This window comes from Peptoniphilus obesi ph1 (assembly GCF_000311865.1).
Lineage (GTDB): Bacteria > Bacillota > Clostridia > Tissierellales > Peptoniphilaceae > Peptoniphilus_E > Peptoniphilus_E obesi.
In genome coordinates this window covers 59,148-73,675 of record NZ_HE978580.1, presented here as the reverse complement: position 1 = coordinate 73,675, position 14,528 = coordinate 59,148, and the positions used below count along the sequence as shown (strand labels likewise).

General features: G+C 29.6%; 15 protein-coding genes. All 15 read left to right on the top strand.

From position 1 onward, the window contains the following. Positions 1-4 precede the first annotated feature (4 nt). Positions 5-622 carry a guanylate kinase gene (gmk, locus tag HGPB_RS00335; RefSeq protein WP_019131690.1) on the top strand — a complete coding sequence of 206 codons (618 nt, stop codon included), beginning with the start codon at positions 5-7 and terminating at the stop codon, positions 620-622. Further along, positions 622-933 (top strand): DNA-directed RNA polymerase subunit omega, encoded by a 312-nt coding sequence (gene rpoZ / locus HGPB_RS00330; RefSeq protein ID WP_019131689.1) that lies wholly within the window; start codon positions 622-624, stop codon positions 931-933. Before gmk ends, rpoZ begins: the two co-directional genes overlap by 1 nt. Next, entirely contained in the window at positions 926-2,119 is a 1,194-nt protein-coding gene (gene coaBC / locus HGPB_RS00325) for a bifunctional phosphopantothenoylcysteine decarboxylase/phosphopantothenate--cysteine ligase CoaBC (protein WP_036738073.1), read from the top strand. Before rpoZ ends, coaBC begins: the two co-directional genes overlap by 8 nt. 46 nt (positions 2,120-2,165) lie before the next feature. Beyond that, on the top strand, positions 2,166-4,538 hold the full coding sequence (gene priA / locus HGPB_RS00320) for a primosomal protein N' (RefSeq protein ID WP_019131687.1): 2,373 nt from the start codon (positions 2,166-2,168) through the stop codon (positions 4,536-4,538). Positions 4,539-4,555: 17 nt separating this feature from the next. Beyond that, positions 4,556-5,035, top strand: a complete 480-nt coding sequence (def, locus tag HGPB_RS00315; RefSeq protein WP_019131686.1) for a peptide deformylase — start codon at positions 4,556-4,558, stop codon at positions 5,033-5,035. Then, on the top strand, positions 5,032-5,958 hold the full coding sequence (gene fmt, locus HGPB_RS00310) for a methionyl-tRNA formyltransferase (RefSeq protein ID WP_019131685.1): 927 nt from the start codon (positions 5,032-5,034) through the stop codon (positions 5,956-5,958). Before def ends, fmt begins: the two co-directional genes overlap by 4 nt. A 15-nt stretch (positions 5,959-5,973) precedes the next feature. After that, entirely contained in the window at positions 5,974-6,660 is a 687-nt protein-coding gene (locus HGPB_RS00305) for a zinc metallopeptidase (protein ID WP_019131684.1), read from the top strand. Between the two features lie 3 nt (positions 6,661-6,663). Next, positions 6,664-7,983: a 16S rRNA (cytosine(967)-C(5))-methyltransferase RsmB gene (gene rsmB / locus HGPB_RS00300; protein WP_019131683.1), complete on the top strand. Its 1,320-nt coding sequence runs from the start codon at positions 6,664-6,666 to the stop codon at positions 7,981-7,983. A gap of 1 nt (position 7,984) precedes the next feature. Then, positions 7,985-9,007: a dual-specificity RNA methyltransferase RlmN gene (gene rlmN / locus HGPB_RS00295; protein ID WP_019131682.1), complete on the top strand. Its 1,023-nt coding sequence runs from the start codon at positions 7,985-7,987 to the stop codon at positions 9,005-9,007. 1 nt (position 9,008) lies between these two features. After that, complete coding sequence (locus tag HGPB_RS00290; RefSeq protein ID WP_019131681.1) at positions 9,009-9,731, top strand: Stp1/IreP family PP2C-type Ser/Thr phosphatase; 723 nt, start codon at positions 9,009-9,011, stop codon at positions 9,729-9,731. A 4-nt stretch (positions 9,732-9,735) separates the two neighbouring features. After that, positions 9,736-11,763 (top strand): Stk1 family PASTA domain-containing Ser/Thr kinase, encoded by a 2,028-nt coding sequence (gene pknB / locus HGPB_RS00285; protein ID WP_019131680.1) that lies wholly within the window; start codon positions 9,736-9,738, stop codon positions 11,761-11,763. Positions 11,764-11,773: 10 nt separating this feature from the next. After that, entirely contained in the window at positions 11,774-12,631 is an 858-nt protein-coding gene (rsgA, locus tag HGPB_RS00280; RefSeq protein WP_019131679.1) for a ribosome small subunit-dependent GTPase A, read from the top strand. Further along, positions 12,632-13,279, top strand: a complete 648-nt coding sequence (rpe, locus tag HGPB_RS00275) for a ribulose-phosphate 3-epimerase (protein ID WP_019131678.1) — start codon at positions 12,632-12,634, stop codon at positions 13,277-13,279. Continuing rightward, positions 13,276-13,905 (top strand): thiamine diphosphokinase, encoded by a 630-nt coding sequence (locus tag HGPB_RS00270; RefSeq protein ID WP_019131677.1) that lies wholly within the window; start codon positions 13,276-13,278, stop codon positions 13,903-13,905. The genes rpe and HGPB_RS00270 overlap by 4 nt, the downstream gene beginning before the upstream one ends. 134 nt (positions 13,906-14,039) lie before the next feature. Then, positions 14,040-14,528 carry a DUF5317 family protein gene (locus tag HGPB_RS00265; RefSeq protein ID WP_148497866.1) on the top strand — a complete coding sequence of 163 codons (489 nt, stop codon included), beginning with the start codon at positions 14,040-14,042 and terminating at the stop codon, positions 14,526-14,528.

The window sequence follows — 14,528 nt, the reverse complement described above, 5'->3', positions numbered from 1 at the left end:
TTACTTGGCAGCAGGTTTTTTATTAGTTTTATCAGGCCCATCAGGAAGTGGTAAGGGAACAGTTAGTCAACAGTTGATGAAAGAAAACAAAGAAATAGTATTTTCAACTTCTGTAACAACTAGAACACCAAGACCTAACGAAGTCGATGGAGACAATTATTTTTTTGCAAGCATAGAAGAATTTGAAGATATGGTAGAAAATGATGACTTGCTTGAGTATGCTTTTGTTCATACTAACTATTACGGAACTCCTAAAAAATTCGTATTTGACGAAATCGAAAAAGGAGAAATAGTTTTACTTGAAATAGATGTTCAAGGAGCTTTACAAATCAAGGAAAAATATAAAGAGGCAGTCTTTATTTTCCTACTTCCTCCAACTATGAGCGAACTTAAAAACAGGCTTATAAAAAGAGATACAGAAAATGAGGAAGAAATCAACACTAGATATAAAAATGCTTTTAAAGAAATAGATTTTGTTGGAGAATATGATTATTTTGTCGTAAACAAGGAAGTCTCTCAAGCTGTTAAAGACATAGAAAATATCATTGCAGCTGAAAGATTAAGAGTAAAAAGATATAAGAATATCAAAGAAGAATTAAAATTAGAAGAAGGAGAAGATTGATGTATATACCTTCATTTTATGAATTAGAACAAGTAACAGATTCAAGATATTCTCTAGTTGTTTTAGTTTCTAAAAGAGCTAGAAAACTTGTAGAAGGATCTGATCCACTTATAGAAACTTCAGACACTAAACCAGTATCTGTTGCAATGGAAGAAGTTATGGACGGAGCCATTGTATACGGAGAAACTATGAGTGATAAAAAATACAAAGAAAAGATAGAAAAAGAAAAAGAAGAAAAGCTTGAAATTTTAAAAAATAAAAAGCTAGAAGAATCGAACATAGATCAAGAAAGCTCTGATGATAATGCTTAAGGGTAAAAATATTTTACTTGGAATAACAGGTGGAATAGCTGCCTATAAAATTCCTTCATTATCAAGTGCGCTAAGAAAGCAAGGGGCTAATATAAAAGTTGTTATGACTCCTGCAGCTACAAAATTTATAACACCATTAACTATGCAGACAATGTCTTCAAATGTTGTTCATATAGATATGTTTGATCAGCTATCAAATATGAATGTTGAGCATGTTTCTCTTGCTAAGTGGGCAGATATAATAGTAGTAGCACCAGCAACTGCCAATACAATTGGAAAATATGCAAATGGAATAGCGGATAATCTTTTAACAACAATACTTATGGCTTCAAGGTCAAAAGTTATGTTTGTTCCAGCTATGAACACCCAAATGCTAGAATCTGAAGCGAATCAAAAAAACTTAGAAATTCTTAGAAAGCGTGGGGTTATAGTTCTTGGAACTCAATATGATTTACTAGCTTGTGAAGATGTTGGTTCAGGCAAAATGCTAGAGCCATCTGAAATATTAGAAGCTATTGATGAAGCTCTAACAGAAAAAGATTTGCAAGGCAAAAAATTTACAATAACAGCTGGTCCAACACTTGAAGCGATTGACCCAGTAAGATTTGTATCAAACCATTCAAGTGGTAAAATGGGTTATGCTTTAGCAAAAAGAGCTAAATACAGGGGAGCAGAGGTTACCTTAATTTCTGGACCAACAAGTATAAAACCACCTAAAGTTGATAATTTTATAAGAATTACCAGCACACAAGATATGTTTGATGCAATAGAAAAAAGCTTTTCTAACACAGATGTTTTAATTAAAGCAGCGGCTCCAGCAGACTTTAAACCAAAGTCTTATTCTGATGAAAAGATTAAAAAAGACAAAAAATCTTTAAATATTATTGAAATGACAGAAAATGTTGATATAGCAAAACATTTTGGAAAATTAAAATCTGATGACCAGATAATTGTTGGGTTTGCAGCAGAAAGCTCAAATGAAATTGAAAATGCTAAGGGAAAATTAAAAAGAAAGAACTTTGATTTAATTGTTGTAAATAATATCAAACAAGCAGGAGCAGGGTTTAAGCAAGATACTAACATTGTCAGTATCTTAGATAGAAATGGCAAGATTGATAGTTTGGAAAAACTTGAGAAGATAGAGCTTGCAGATATTATTTTAAATAGGGTAAGAGAGTTGTTTTAAGCAAGATTTATTCTTGCTTTCTTTTATGATAGGGCAAGGAGATTTAATGAAGTATTTAGATGTTTTTTTAGAAAATACAATATCTAAGATTGATGTCTTATACACATACTCCTGCCCTTCTTTTTTGGATATAAAAGCTGGTAGTAGGGTAGTAGTTCCTTTTGGAAGAGGCAACAAGAAAAAAATAGCAGTAGTTATAAAAATAAAAGAAAAAAATGAATCAAATTATGAACCCAAAGAAATTTATGGACTTTTAGACCATGACCCAATAATAAACGAAGACTTGATAGAGCTCGGTCTTTGGATGAGCAAAAAATACCTAACAGGTATATCAAAGACTTTTACACCAATTATGCCACCAGGCGATATAAAAAAGATTAAAAAAAACTATGAAATTCTTGATGAAAGTGGTCTGAACGAAGAAGAAAAAGATTTATTAGAAAAAATAAAAAATAATAAGGTCATAGATCAATTATCTGAGCATGAGAATCAAATATTAAACCAATTGCTAGATAAAAATAAGATAAAGACAAATTTTCTAATACAAACTTTTTCAGCAGATAAATTTCAAAAATATCTATGCTTAAATGATGACTACACCTCAATAATTGAAAGTGGAAAAATTTCAATAACTAAAAAACAGCTAAGTGTAATTGAATATCTCAAAGAAAATGGAGAAAGATCCTTACAAGATACACTAAAAGATTTAAATATATCAAATTCTCCAGTAAATAATTTAGAAAAAAAGCAAATTTTAAAAATATATGATAAAAAGATAGACAGAAATCCTTATAAGAAATCATATAAAAATAAGGAATTTGAATTAAATAAGGAACAAAAAGAAGTTTTAGCCGGCATAAAAAATATGGATGATAATATTGCTTTGATCCATGGACAAACAGGATCTGGCAAGACAGAATTATATTTAAGATTGGCTGAAGATGTAATAAAAAAGGGCGGACAAGTCATAGTTCTTGTTCCAGAAATTTCCTTGACTCCACAAATGATAGAAAGATTTAAAAGTCGTTTTAAAGATAGGGTTGCGACCATGCACTCTAGACTTTCTTTGGGTCAAAGATATGATTCTTGGCAAAAAATCAAAAATCAAAAGGTTGATTTGGTTGTCGGAGCAAGGTCAGCAGTTTTTGCACCTTTTAAAAATTTAAAAATGATAATAGTAGACGAAGAACATGACTCATCCTACAATTTTCACAATGCTCTTAGGTATGATGCGATTGAAGTTGCTAAGAAAAGAATGGAAATTAAAAGTGGAAAATTAATTTTAGGATCAGCAACTCCAGATGTTTGCGATTATTATGCTTCAAAAAATGGAAAAATAAAACTTTTCCAATTAAAAAACAGGGCAGTAGAAGGGGCAAGACTTCCGGAAGTCGACCTGGTAGATATGAGAGAAGAATTAGCTCATGGAAATACTTCGATTTTTTCTGCAAAACTATTAAATTTAATTAAAGAAAAGTTAGACAATAAAGAGCAAATAATTTTATTTTTAAACAGAAGAGGATTTTCAAATTTTGTTTCTTGTAGGAAGTGTGGCTATGTAATCAGGTGTGATAATTGCGATATATCAATGACTTACCATAGGACAAATAATATATTGCGTTGCCACTATTGTGGAAGCACAAAAAGACTTCCAGAGACATGTCCTTCTTGCTCAAGCAAGTATATAAAACAATTTGGCATCGGAACGCAAAAAGTTGAAGATGAGATAAGAAAATTATTTCCACAAGCTAGGATTATTAGGATGGACAAAGATACAATGAATACAAAAACATCCTATGAAGAAACTTATGAGTCAATGAAAAATAATGAAGCTGATATTTTGATAGGGACTCAGATGCTAGCTAAGGGACTTGATTTTAAAAACCTAAACCTAGTTGGAGTTATAGCAGCTGATTTATCTTTATTTATAGCAGATTACAAGGCAAATGAAACAACATTCCAATTACTAACTCAAGTAGCTGGAAGATCTGGAAGATCCAATAAGGAAGGACTTGCAGTTATACAAACCTATAAGCCTGAAAATTATGCAATTGAGTATGCTAAAAATTTTGACTATGAAGGATTTTATGACACTGAAATCCAAATGAGAAAAAGGTTTAATTACCCACCTTTTACTAAGATGCTAAATATTTATTTTGTTGGCAAAAACGATGTAAGCCTTGTCGATATATCTAATAAATTTTTAGAAAGCTTATCTAAGGAAATTAAAGGATTTTATGCAGAGCATACTAGGGTTATAAGTATGCCAAGAATTAATAATGAATACAAAACTAAGATAAGTCTAAAAGTTGCTCCTGAAAATATTGATAAGTTAGCAGATATAGTTAAAAGGGTAATAAATAAGGAAGAGAAAGTTTTAGATAAATACAAAGTTTATATTGATATAGAATTTATATAGAAAATGAAGGTGAATTTATGGCAATAAGAAATATTAGAATAGATGATGATCCATTATTAAGAAAACAATCAAGAGAAGTTACAAAATTTGATAATAGATTAAAATATTTAGTAGAAGATATGTTTGAAACTATGTACCATGCAGAAGGAGTGGGATTAGCAGCTCCACAAGTTGGAATTTTAAAAAGGGTTATAGTAATTGATGATGGGGAAGATAATAAACTTGAAATGGTAAACCCTGTAATAAAAGAAATGGATGGGGAAGAAGTTCAAATCGAAGGCTGTTTATCACTTCCACATAAACAAGGCAGTGTAAAAAGAGCCACCCATATAGTAGTTGATTATTATGACAAAGATAATAACAAGAAAACTTTGGAAACAAGAGATTTTTTAGCTAGAATTATCCAACACGAAATTGACCACCTAAATGGAATTTTATATTCAGATAGGGCGATAGAAATGTATGTAGTAAAGGATAATGAGGAAGTAAAAGAATGAAAATAGTTTTTATGTCAAACTCTAGCTTTGGAAATCAAGCAATGAGAAGATTAAATGAGTGTGAAGATCTTGTCTGTGTAGTTACAGGAGTAGATAAAAAAAGAGGCAGGGGCAAAAAAGTTAAGGCCAATGAAGTGAAGGAAGAAGCTTTAAAGCTAGGTTTAAATATTTATCAAACTATGGATATCAACTCAGAAGAATCTATGGAATATCTTAAATCTTTAGAAGCTGATTTATTTGTAGTTGTTGCTTTTGGTCAATTATTAACTAGAAAAATTTTGGATATTCCAAAATATTATTCAGTTAATATTCACGCATCAATACTTCCTGAACTAAGAGGAGCAGCCCCAATTCAAAGAGCCATTATGCAAGGAGATAAAGAATCTGGAGTTAGCATAATGAAAATGGAAGAAGGACTCGATACAGGCGATGTTGCTCTTATCAAAAAGACAGAAATTAATGATAAAAACTTTGAAGAATTAGAAGAAGATTTAAGTAGGATCGGATCTGATTTAATAATTGAGTTTATAGAAGATTTAAAAGAAGATAAAATTGAATTTCAAAAACAAGATGATTCAAAATCAAGCTATGCTAAAAAAATTTTTAAAGAAGATGGCTTTATTGATTTTGAAAAACAATCAGCTGAAGAAATTCAAAGAATTTTAAGAGCTATGCCAAAAAGATACGCAATTTCAACAACCCTAGATGGAACTAGATTTAAAATCACAGATATTTCAATAGATAAAGAAAAAACTGATGCAGCCAATGGAGAAGTTGTTAGTAGCAATAAGGAATTAAAAATAGCGACCCTAGATGGTCATATAAATGTTAAAAGGCTTCAATTTCCAGGCAAAAAAGAAATGGATATAAAGTCATTTTTACTTGGAAATAAAATTGAAAAAGGTACTATTTTAGGAAAATAGACTGGAGGAAATAATATGTACGGATATTATGGATATGGCTTTGATTATTTAATTTATATCTTACCTGGACTTCTACTTGCCTTATATGCACAAGCAAAAATAAACTCAGCTTACTCTAAATATTTAAGAGTAGACTCCAACACTGGCTTAACAGGAAGAGATGTAGCTAGGAGAATATTAGATAGGAATGGATTAAATAATGTTGAAATAAATAGGATAAATGGAAAATTGACAGATAATTTTAACCCAGAAACAAATGCACTATATTTGTCTGATGATATCTACAATAGAAGCTCAGTAGCATCTTTAGCAATAGCTGCTCATGAAGTTGGACATGCTATACAACATGCGAGTGGATACACTCCGATAAAAATTAGAGCGGCACTTGTTCCTGCTGCTAATATAGGGTCTCAAACATCAATGTTTTTGATTATGCTTGGTTTATTTTTTTCAAGCTTCTTTTTAAAAGTTGGTATTGCCCTATTTGCAATCACAGTATTATTTCAAATTGTAACTCTACCAGTTGAGTTTGATGCAAGTAGAAGGGCTCAAAAAGAATTAGCTCAAGGAATTTTAAATACAGAAGATTTAAAGGGCTCAAAGAAAGTTTTAGAAGCAGCTGCCCTAACTTATATAGCATCAACAATAGTAGCAATAGGACAACTTTTAAGACTATTAGCCTTATCAAGAAGAAGGGATTAATATATGGTTAATCCTAGAGCAGAAGCACTCTTAATATTAAATAATGTAATAAATAAGGGTGCTTTTTTAAATGATGAATTAAAAAGAGCTTCTAATAAAAATATAAAAGATATTGATTATAATTTACTTGCCAATATTTGTAAGGGCGTTTTAAAAAATAAAATTTTACTAGACTATATTATTAGAAAAAACTCCAAGCTTAGATTGAAAAAAATCCATGACTTAATCTTAATAAATTTAGAAATGGGCGTTTATCAAATCTTTTTTACAGATAAAATCCCCGCTTATTCAATAGTAAATGAATCAGTTGAATTAGCTAAGAAGAATGGAAATAAGGGCAGTATTTCCTTTGTAAATGGAGTTTTAAGAAACATTGTAAGAGACAAAGAAAAAATAATAGCAAGTGGATATTATATTGATGATTTGAAGAAAAATGATTATAGCAAGTATTTATCAATAAAATATTCCCATCCTCAATTTTTTGTAGATGAAATTTTAAAAGAAGAAGGTAAAGAATTTACTGAAGACTTGTTAAGAAAAAATAATGAAGAAGCACCATTCTTTATAAGAGTAAACACAGTAAAAACAAGTATTGCAGCTTTTAAAGAATTATTAGATAAAAATAAGTTCTCTTATAGTGAAAACTCATACAGTAAAAACTGTCTAGAAATATTAAATCCAGAAAATATTATAAACAGCGATTTATTTAAAAAAGGTTATTTTTATATACAAGACCTAGCATCAATAATAGTTGCAGAAATTGCGACAGATAAAGAAGAAAGAGAAATTTTAGACCTTTGTGCTGCTCCTGGTGGCAAAAGTATAAACCTTTCTTTATTAAATAGAGAAGCATCTATACTAGCTTGTGATATATCTTCTGCTAGGCTAAGAAAGATGGATCAAAATATAAAAAGACTAGGCATAAAAAATATCAGTCTTAGAGAGAATGATGCAAGCAAAATAAACAAAGATTTTATCGATAAATTTGATTTAGTTTTAGTGGATGCACCCTGTTCGGGACTTGGGCTTTATAGGAGAAAGCCTGAAATAAGATATAACAAGGACAATGAAGATTTAAAAAATCTTGCTAGTTTACAAAAGCAAATTTTAAAAAATGCCTTGTCTTATGTAAAAGTTGGTGGAAATCTTTTATATTCTACTTGCACGCTTAGCAAGACTGAAAATGAAGATGTTGTAAAATCAGTATTAAAAGAAAATGATAATTTTGAAATAGTAAAAACTATGGATCAAGATTTTAAGAGATTTTATCCAAATATAGATAATACTGATGGTTTTTGCATCTGCAAATTAAAAAGGAAGTAGTATGGAATTAAATTCTTTATATATAGATGAATTAAAAGAAATTGTAAAAAAATATGGTGAAAAAGAATTTAGAGCTAAGCAATTATTTAATTTTTTTCATGCACAAAAAAGATTAGATATAAAAAATTCAAATTTACCAAAGAAATTAATAGATAATTTATTAGAAAATGAAGAAATTAGAAAACTTAGTATTTTAAAAGACTATTCATCAAAAATAGATGAAACAAAAAAACTTTTATACCAATTAGATGATGGAAATATTATAGAGGGATCTTTAATAAAGTATAAATTTGGATATTCACTTTGCATATCTACTCAAGTTGGTTGTAGGATGTCATGTGTATTTTGTGCATCAACAAAAGAAGGCAGGGTAAGAAACCTAACAGCTTCTGAAATGTTATCTCAAATATATTCTGTCGAAAATGAGTATGGAATAAATCTTTCTAATGTAGTTTTAATGGGAAGTGGAGAACCACTTGATAATTATGAAAACCTAATTAGATTTTTAGATTTAATTCATGATGAAAATGGACGAAATTTTTCTTATAGAAATTTAACAATATCAACTTGTGGAATTGTTGAAAATATTTATAAATTAGCAGATAAAAAATATCCTGTTACCTTGGCATTATCACTTCATGCCAGCAATAATGAGGATAGAAAAGCAATTATGCCAATCACTAATAAATATTCAATTGAAGAAGCGCTTAAAGCTTGTAAATATTATTGCGACCAAACAAATACAAGGCTTACAATTGAGTATACTTTGATAAATTGTGAAAATGATAAAGACCAAAATGTTAAGGAATTAAAAAATCTTCTAAATAATTTAAAAGTTCATATAAACTTGATTCCCCTTAATAATATTAAGGAATATTCTGGCAAAAGACCAGACAAAAGATCAGTCTATGCCTTTAAGAAAAAGCTTGAATCTAAGGGCCTTAATGTTACAATAAGAAGAGAGCTTGGAGCAGATATTAATGCTTCCTGCGGACAACTTAGACGTGATTATAAAGGAGGCTGAAATGATTAATTTTATAGCCGTAACAGACAAGGGAATAGTTCGCGAAAATAATGAAGATTCATATTATATAGATCAAGATAATAAAAAATATTTTATCCTGGCTGATGGTATGGGTGGACATAAGGCTGGCGAAATCGCAAGCCAAACAGCAGTTAAAACTATAAGTCAAGTTTTAGACAACAGAGAAATTGATGATAAAGAAGAAATTGCTTTAGCAATCAAAGAATCTGTTTATAAGGCAAATGAAAAAATTCTAGAAATGTCTGTAGAAAAGAATGAATATAGAGGAATGGGAACTACCCTTTCCTTAATATACATTGATGAAGATAATTTATATTATACAAATGTTGGGGACAGTAGAATTTATGAAATAAATAGTTCTATAAAAAGGATTACTAAAGACGACTCTTTTGTTAATTATCTAATAGAAATTGGAGAAATTAACGAAGAAGAGGCTAAGAATCATCCAAAGAAAAATGTGCTTACAAAAGCATTAGGAACATCTGAAAAATTAAGTGTTGATGTAGAATCTATGGATTTTAATCCTGATAGCATTTATTTATTATGTTCAGATGGATTAACAAATATGGTAAGCGAAGATGAAATCTTAGAAGTTATAAATTCAAATGATTTAGAAACAAGTGCTAAAAAGCTTCTTGATTTAGCGCTTAAAAATGGCGGAATAGATAATATAACATTTATTTTAATAAGTACAAGTAGGTGAAGAGATGATAGGCAATTTATTAGCTAACAGATATGAGGTTCTTCAAAAAATCGGCACTGGTGGCATGGGAGATGTCTACAAAGCTCATGATAGAAAACTAGATAGGATTGTTGCTATTAAGACTTTAAAAGCAGAATATAATGGTGACAACAATTTTATAAGAAAATTCAAAAGAGAATCGCTAGCTGCAGCGAGTATTTCTCATCCAAATATTGTTAGCATATATGATGTAGGAACTGAAGATATAGAAAATGAAAAAGTTCATTATATAGTAATGGAGTATATTGATGGTACAACATTAAAAGAGAAAATAAATGAACTAGGAAAATTAAGTGAAAAGACGGCCTTAGAATATACTGTTCAAATTGCAGAGGCTTTGAAAATAGCCCATTCCAAGGGTATCGTTCACAGAGATATTAAATCTCAAAACATCATGATAACCAAGGATGATAGAATAAAGGTTACAGATTTTGGAATTGCTAGAGTCTCTGATAATTCAACAGTGACAGCCACTAATGCAATTATGGGATCTGTTCATTATTTCTCACCAGAGCAAGCAAGAGGGGCTAAGGTTGATAACAGGTCAGACATATATTCATTAGGAATTGTATTATTTGAAATGCTAACAGGACAGTTGCCATTTGATGCAGATAATCCTGTTTCAGTTGCCTTGATGCAAGTTCAAAGCAATATGCCAATGCCATCTTCAAGAAATCCTCAAGTTTCTCAATATACAGATCAAATTGTTAAGAAGATGACAATGAAAGATCCAGATGATAGATACTCTGATGTATATTTGCTTGTAAGAGATATAAGAAATATACAAATGGGCAGAACATCAAATCTTGCTTATAGCACTCGAATGGAAAATACTAGTCCTATATCAAGAACAGGATTAAGGGAATCACCAGTCTTAAATAGAAAAGATGTAAGAAGAGACAGGGATGAAATAGAAAGACAAAAAAGATCTAGTAAGACAAAGGCTAAAAAAGAATCCTCATTTCCGGCGATTCTTGGAGTTGTAACAGCACTTCTACTTGCAGCTTTATTATTTTTTGTAGTTCCAAAATTGTTTAATAATTCAAATCGTGATCAAGAAGAGACTAAATTAATAACTGTTCCTAATGTAGTTGGTTTAAGCCAAGATGAAGCCAAGGCTGAAATTGAAAAGCTTGGTTTTGTAATGGAAGCTGATTTTACAGAAAATTATGATGAAGTAAATAGAAAAGTCTTGGAACAAGATCCAAAAGAAGGCACTGAATTAGAAGAAGGTTCTTCAATTAAAGTTCTTATTAATGTAATCGCAGATATAACTAAGGTTCCAAACTTGGTTGGGAAAACTCTTGATGAAGGTCAAGCTATAGTAGAAGAATCTGGACTTAAAATAGTAGACATAGAACTTGAATATTCAGATGAATATCCTGAAGACCAAATATTTAGACAAGAACCATCTGCAGGAAGTGAAGTTGCAAACAACAAAAATATAACAGTCTATGTATCAAAAGGAAAAGAAGATAAAGATCAAAAAATTCCTAATTTAAAAGGGGTTAAGGCATCAGATGCTAAAGCAACTTTAGAAAGTTTAGGATTTATTGTTCAAATCGAAGCAGTAAAATCTAATAAAGTTGGAGTAGATGAGGTCGTTTACACAGAACCAAGTGGAAATGCTGATAAGGGAAGTCAAATAAAATTATATGTTTCATCTGGACCAGAGGATAGCTCAGGGGAAGAAAATAACAGTAATAAACAAACAAAACCAGATAAGAGAAATGAATCTGCTAGAGAAAACAACACATCAAATGATGATGAGGGTCTCCCCCAGAATTTAACGATTAATATGCCAAAAGACGATAAAACTCACAAAGTAACTGTTTGGAGGTATACTCGTGATGGCAAACAATATAAGATTTATGATTGGAACAAAGAATCATCTCAAGGAAATGTAGAAGTTCCTTTGCAATATGTATCAAAGGGAGATGAATTTGTGATTTATTTAGATGGAAAGAAAGCTGAAACTCAAAAAATAAATTGAGGTATTTATAATGCAAGGAAAGATAGTTAAACTTACAGGTGGATTTTACTATGTAAATAGCCAAGGACAAATTTACGAAACAAGAGCAAGAGGTAATTTTAGAAATAATTCAACAGCTCCTATGGTCGGAGATGATGTTGAATTTAGGCAAGAAAAAGATCAACTAGGATATATAGAAAAAGTATATCCTAGGAAAAATAAAATTCTAAGACCACCAGTTGCAAATGTTGACCAAGTTTTAATAGTGATACCAACCAAAGATCCAGATTATAATCTTAACTTAATAGACAAAATGATTTGCGAATATGAACACAAGGTAGATATATTAGTTGCTATTAATAAGTATGACCTTGCAGAAAATGAAGCAAAAAAAGTTTATGACATATATAGGAAAGCTGGATTTAAAACTTTTTTAATATCTTATAAATACGATTTTACAATTGATTTATTAAGAGACTATTTAAAAAATAAAACAACAGCTTTGTGCGGAGTTTCTGCAGCAGGAAAGTCAACTATAGCATCCAATATATTAAATAAAGAAATAAAAGTTGGAGAAGTTTCCAAAAAGACTAAAAGAGGAAAACACACAACTAGACATACTGAACTTTTTACAGGAGAAGATAATATATATTTATTTGATACACCTGGTTTTTCCAACATCAGATTAGACCTTTATCCAAGAGATTTAAAAGATTATTTTAGAGAATTTGAAAAAGCTTCTGCTGAATGCAAATTTAATGATTGTGATCATATAGATGAGCCAAATTGCAAGGTAAAAGAAGATGTTGAGAATTTTATAATTCCAAAAACTCGATATGAAAACTACAAGATGATTTATAAAGAACTAAAAGAAAAGGGGAGCTACTAAATGATATCGCCATCAATACTTTCATGTGATTTTACAAATATAAGAAAAGATTTTTCTGATATGAATGAAGCAAAAATTGATTATGTCCATGTGGATATTATGGATGGTAATTACGTGCCTAATATTTCTTTTGGACCAGGAATCGTTAAACAATTTAGATCATTGACCGATATTGATTTTGATGTACATTTGATGATTGAAAATCCAGAAAATTATATTCCTGCTTTTGCAGATTCTGGGGCAAATATTTTATCAATACATCCAGCTTCAACAAAACATTTAAATAGAACTATAAATTTAATAAAATCATATGGAATTAAAGCTGGACTAGTATTAAATCCTGCAGAAGACCTTAGTATTTTGGACTACACTATTGATGATATAGATATTTTATTACTCATGTCTGTTAATCCAGGTTTTGGAGGACAAAAATTTATAGAGTCTACTTACAGAAAAATAGAAGAGGCTAAAAAAATAATAGATCAAAGATCAAGTAAGTGCTTGATTGAAGTTGATGGTGGAGTAAATTTAGATAATGCAGAAAAACTATACCAAGCTGGAGCAGATATTTTAGTTGCTGGTTCTGCTATATTTTCTAAGGAAAATCCTTTGGAAGAAATGAGAAAATTTAAGGCAATTAAAAAATGAAGGCAAGTATTGTAGCAGCTGGTAACCCAATAGATAAAGATATTTTATTAAAATATTGTAAAGATTCTTTTGTGGTTTGTGCAGATTATGGCATAAAAAATTTTATTAATTTAGAAATTTTGCCAGATCTTATTATTGGAGATCTTGATTCTTCAGATGAGGAGTGCAAAAAATTTATTGAAGATAAAAAGATAAAGCTGATTAAATTAAATACTAGAAAAGATTTTACTGATAGTGAATCAGCTCTTTCGTATTTAATAGAAAATAAATATGATGAAATTACTTTACTTTCAGTAACTGGCAGCAGACTAGACCACACTCTTTCTAATATATTTTTGCTTGAAAAATATTTTGATAAGGCAAAGATAAAAATTGTAGATAATAATAATGAAATTTATTATATAGAAGAAGGAGAGTATATCTTCTCTAAAGATAATTATAAATATTTAAGTATAATATCTATAAGTGATAAAATACTTCTGTCTAGTCAGGGACTTAGCTATGAAGTCAAAAACTCAACTATAAACAGGGCAGCTAGTCTTGGAGTAAGTAATGAAATAATTGATGAAAAAGCTAAAATTATTTTACACAAGGGTAAAGCCTTGATAATAAAATCTAAGGACTGATTAATTTCAGTCCTTTTTTATATTTTATAACTTATTTTTTGTATAAAATTTGTGTTACTATATAGGTAGGTGTTTTTATGATAATAGAATCTGTAATAATTTCATTATTAATCTTGTTTTTTTCGGGAAAAAAAATGAGTAAATCAATTAAGTTTAAAAGTTCTGGACTTTTATTTTGTGTACTAGGCATAATCTTAAGCTTAATAAATTTTATTTTTACAACAAATGATTTTGGACAAATTACTTTATTTTTTATAAAGAATTATTATTTTAGTCATTTATTATCCTTATTATTAATTATTATAGGTTTACTAATTAATTATGAGCTTCCTGGACTTATTTTAATTGCAGTTGGATTTTTTGCAAATTTTTTAGTTATTGCTTTAAATGGTAAAATGCCAGTTGATAATTCAAGTTTACTAAGTATTAATAATCCAGAAAAGTATTTTATAATAAGTCAAAAATTATCCCTCAGCCATGGGATATTTGACAATCCTAAGTTAAGAATTTTATCAGATATTATTGCTATTAAACCACCATATCCTTTCGCTAGAGTTATTAGTATTGGTGATATTATAATTTCAATAGGAATAATAATTTATATATATAATCTCAAGGAGTAA

Bases quoted from the DNA above. Each gene is read 5' to 3' on its own strand.
- rsmB (WP_019131683.1), top strand. From the start codon at position 6,664: ATGGTTAATCCTAGAGCAGAAGCACTCTTAATATTAAATAATGTAATA.
- HGPB_RS00305 (WP_019131684.1), top strand. From the start codon at position 5,974: ATGTACGGATATTATGGATATGGCTTTGATTATTTAATTTATATCTTA.
- rsgA (WP_019131679.1), top strand. From the start codon at position 11,774: ATGCAAGGAAAGATAGTTAAACTTACAGGTGGATTTTACTATGTAAAT.
- pknB (WP_019131680.1), top strand. From the start codon at position 9,736: ATGATAGGCAATTTATTAGCTAACAGATATGAGGTTCTTCAAAAAATC.
- coaBC (WP_036738073.1), top strand. From the start codon at position 926: ATGCTTAAGGGTAAAAATATTTTACTTGGAATAACAGGTGGAATAGCT.
- HGPB_RS00270 (WP_019131677.1), top strand. From the start codon at position 13,276: ATGAAGGCAAGTATTGTAGCAGCTGGTAACCCAATAGATAAAGATATT.
- rpoZ (WP_019131689.1), top strand. From the start codon at position 622: ATGTATATACCTTCATTTTATGAATTAGAACAAGTAACAGATTCAAGA.
- priA (WP_019131687.1), top strand. From the start codon at position 2,166: ATGAAGTATTTAGATGTTTTTTTAGAAAATACAATATCTAAGATTGAT.
- fmt (WP_019131685.1), top strand. From the start codon at position 5,032: ATGAAAATAGTTTTTATGTCAAACTCTAGCTTTGGAAATCAAGCAATG.
- def (WP_019131686.1), top strand. From the start codon at position 4,556: ATGGCAATAAGAAATATTAGAATAGATGATGATCCATTATTAAGAAAA.
- HGPB_RS00290 (WP_019131681.1), top strand. From the start codon at position 9,009: ATGATTAATTTTATAGCCGTAACAGACAAGGGAATAGTTCGCGAAAAT.
- rpe (WP_019131678.1), top strand. From the start codon at position 12,632: ATGATATCGCCATCAATACTTTCATGTGATTTTACAAATATAAGAAAA.
- HGPB_RS00265 (WP_148497866.1), top strand. From the start codon at position 14,040: ATGAGTAAATCAATTAAGTTTAAAAGTTCTGGACTTTTATTTTGTGTA.
- rlmN (WP_019131682.1), top strand. From the start codon at position 7,985: ATGGAATTAAATTCTTTATATATAGATGAATTAAAAGAAATTGTAAAA.